Here is a 571-nt window from a genome sequence, read left to right as displayed (position 1 = left end):
CGACACGAAGGCTCAGATCGTCGGCGTGGGCTACATCCTCGCGCTCAATCTTGTGCTGCGTTTCGGCGATCTTCTACCCACGCACGCGCCACTGGGACCGCTCTTCTTCGCGGGAGTCTGGGCGATCCTCATCATGCCGATCCTGCAGTTCGGACAAGTGCTCTATCCGAGTCGACGCCGGGCGGAGCGGGAACTTGCCCCCAAGACGTCCTGCTCGCCTGAGCCCGTCTTCTACGTTGATCCCGACAGGTTTGCCGATGTCGGGGAGTTCGTCCAAGAAGCGGCGAGGTCCGATTGGACCTCTGTTCTCGCCTCCGAATTGATGAAGGCATCTCGCGTCAGGCTGATCAAGCAGGCCCGCTTCCAGCGCGGTCTGATGATGACGGTCGTATCTTTCGTCGTACTCGCAGCTGAGCAGTTTCTCCGCAGCCTTGCCGTGGTCGGATGAGCAACGACGGCTCCACCCTGTCGCAAACCCCGCAAGCGGCACCCTCCTCGGGACAGATTCTAAAATTGCGAAGCCCCGCCTTGACATCTCAGTTCCATCGTTGGTGGCCGCAGAGCCGAAGGT

At 60.9% G+C, this 571-nt stretch carries 1 protein-coding gene; it reads left to right on the top strand.

Annotated features, from left to right (window positions below; genetic code table 11):
• Window positions 1-448: hypothetical protein (locus tag EN749_RS36900; protein WP_128365124.1), on the top strand; the 448-nt coding region annotated here is incomplete at its 5' end.
• Between the last annotated feature and the right edge of the window lie 123 nt (window positions 449-571).

Origin of the sequence: Mesorhizobium sp. M7A.F.Ca.ET.027.02.1.1 (genome assembly GCF_004022985.1) — a bacterium.
Classification (GTDB): Bacteria; Pseudomonadota; Alphaproteobacteria; order Rhizobiales; family Rhizobiaceae; genus Mesorhizobium.
Note: the sequence above shows the minus strand (reverse complement) of the source record. Positions and strands in the feature narration are given on the sequence as shown.